This window comes from Nodularia sp. UHCC 0506 (genome assembly GCF_034931045.1).
Classification (GTDB): Bacteria; Cyanobacteriota; Cyanobacteriia; order Cyanobacteriales; family Nostocaceae; genus Nodularia.
The window spans coordinates 99,088-101,623 of record NZ_JAYGHH010000011.1 but is presented as its reverse complement, the minus strand read 5'-3'; the positions used below and the strand labels follow the sequence as shown (position 1 = coordinate 101,623).

At 41.1% G+C, this 2,536-nt stretch carries 3 protein-coding genes; 1 reads left to right on the top strand and 2 read right to left on the bottom strand.

Going from position 1 to position 2,536, the window contains the following annotated elements; all coding sequences use genetic code 11:
- Both VB654_RS09990 and patD read right to left on the bottom strand, forming a co-directional pair.
- Window positions 1–614 (bottom strand): Rpn family recombination-promoting nuclease/putative transposase (locus VB654_RS09990; RefSeq protein ID WP_323213567.1); only part of this gene is annotated, 614 nt, incomplete at its 3' end.
- 149 nt (window positions 615–763) lie between these two features.
- On the bottom strand, window positions 764–1,117 hold the full coding sequence (patD, locus tag VB654_RS09985) for a heterocyst frequency control protein PatD (RefSeq protein WP_323213566.1): 354 nt from the start codon (window positions 1,115–1,117) through the stop codon (window positions 764–766).
- Window positions 1,118–1,404: 287 nt separating this feature from the next.
- Between patD and VB654_RS09980 the strand changes: the two genes are divergently transcribed.
- Window positions 1,405–2,536 (top strand): RelA/SpoT family protein (locus VB654_RS09980; RefSeq protein WP_323213565.1); only part of this gene is annotated, 1,132 nt, incomplete at its 3' end.

Sequence of the window (2,536 nt, the reverse complement as noted above, 5' to 3'; positions counted from 1 at the left end):
TTTAAATTCAGCATGGTTTCTATTTCCTCGCGGCTTAAATTAGGAAACTTGTAGACAACAATTGTCTCTATAAATTCTATAACTTTTCTTTGGATGAGAGTATCTATCAATTCCTCCCTCGCCTTGTCAATCAGAGTTTTGGCAAGTTCTTCAGCTTTGTTTTCACTCTCTACAACTAAGCGAACAATTCCTACTCCTAGAGAATTATCTGGTGCATCTTCAAGTTCGTCTAGGTAAAAGCGACGCAGATGAGGTTCTAACAATGAACGATAACGGAGGGGATAGCTACGTTCATTACTGCGTTTGTCATAGATAACTATTGCCAACCAATCCGGGTTAGGTGGTTGATATTGGGTGAAATAAAGGGAAATACTGGTAAACAGTCGATCATAAAATTCATCATCTTTGTAAAACTGAATCTCGACGAAATACAGGGGTTGATTAGGAAATGCTTCCAGGGGAGAAAACAACCCATCTAATCGAAAGCTTTTTTGTTTAATTTCTGGTGCGCTAAACTCATAACTATTGGTGTTAATATCAGGTTTACCGATAATTTCAAAAAAGATATTGGGGAATTCTTTAAATATTTCGTAGAAAATTGCGTCTGTTTTCATAATTACGAATTACTAAATATTCCCACATTTTATCTCCAAACCTATTCCCTACTCCCCACTCCCCATTTCCCAACTTGTTACAAAAATAACTTTCAATTGGCAGTGAAAAATGAGATGATGTCAGAAGTAGAGCAAAAGGTAAAGAATTGTTATTTTTCCTCCTCCGGTTCTTGCTGGAGAATAGCTTCACAGTATTGAATTAGAGTAGTCAGGCGATCGCTTATCGTCTTCAGCCTCCCTTCGGCAGTCGATGCTTGGCGCGATCCTTGGAGAAACATGACATCAATTTCCAACAAACGCAACTGCTTACTAATCTCTGTCCGATAGGATTGTACCCGCGAATTCTCTGCGGGCAAAGGCACAATCTGCTGCCGAAACATTTGCTGTAACAAGGATACACCCTTTCGCAGATGGGGTGCAGTTACTGGGGTCGAGGTTGTATCACAGCGTACTTGCTCTAGCAAAGTTGCTAGTGCCTGATATTTCTCAAGATTTAGAGACATTCAGTCCTAGTTAAGATAGTATTAGTTTCAAGAAAATTATCTAATAAACTTTCTCAACTTTTTATTAAAAACCATCAGCCTCAAATTACACTTTGAGGTTTTATTTGCCATAAATCGAATTTTCAGCATAAGATTTTCTAATCGCAGTATGGATAATTACCATAGGCCAAATAGAAAATCATTCTCATTTTTAACTGAAACCTCTGGCAGATAGTATTTTTAGTCCATGATGCTATCTATGACGTTCATCACTGACTTATCTACCAACTACCTTTAATTCCTATTGTATGAGCAGCATACTTATAAATTCCCCCACCGATCTCACCCTTCCGGAATGGCTTCAAAAATGTTTAAGAGAATTTTCAACATTTAAGGGCGAAGCCGAAGCAAACCGAAGGTATACTGATGCAGTCTTAATTGGTAAGGCATTTGAATTTGCTTATCAACTGCATGAGGGACAGTACCGCAAATCAGGAGAACTCTATATTAGTCATCCCGTTGCCGTAGCTGGATTGCTGCGAGATTTGGGGGGCAGTCCTGCTATGATAGCAGCTGGATTTCTTCATGATGTAGTTGAAGATACAGATGTAACTTGTGACGATATAGAATCACACTTTGGGCCAGAAGTCCGGCAATTGGTGGAAGGTGTCACCAAGCTGTCTAAAATCAATTTCACTAGCAAAACTGAAAGCCAAGCGGAAAACTTCCGGCGGATGTTTTTGGCTATGGCGCAGGATATCCGGGTAATTGTGGTGAAACTGGCAGACCGTTTGCATAATATGCGAACTTTACAATATATGTCAGAATCCAGCCGCCGCCGCAGCGCCCAAGAAACCAGAGATATTTTTGCCCCCCTAGCAAATCGCTTGGGAATGTGGCGGATAAAATGGGAATTGGAAGATTTGTCTTTTAAATACCTCGAACCAGAAGCTTTTCGGCAAATACAAGATCATGTTTCCGAAAAACGGGCGGCGCGGGAAGAGAAACTGGCGAAAGCCACAGATATGTTGCGAGAACGTTTGCACCAAGCCGGTATCCATTGTCAGGATATCAGTGGTCGTCCCAAGCACCTTTATAGCATTTATCAAAAAATGCAAAGGCAGCAAAAAGAATTTCATGAAATTTACGATTTGGCCGCCCTGCGAATTATAGTCCAGACTAATGAGGAATGCTATCGGGCTTTGGCAGTGGTTCATGATGCTTTTCGCCCCATTCCCTCTCGATTCAAGGATTACATTGGATTGCCCAAGCCTAACCGTTACCAGTCGTTGCATACTGGCGTGATTGGCTTGACTGGCCGGCCTTTGGAGATTCAAATTCGCACTGTAGAAATGCATCATGTTGCTGAATATGGGATTGCAGCCCATTGGAAGTACAAAGAAACAGGTGGTTCTACCAGTCAATTGACAAGCGCTGATG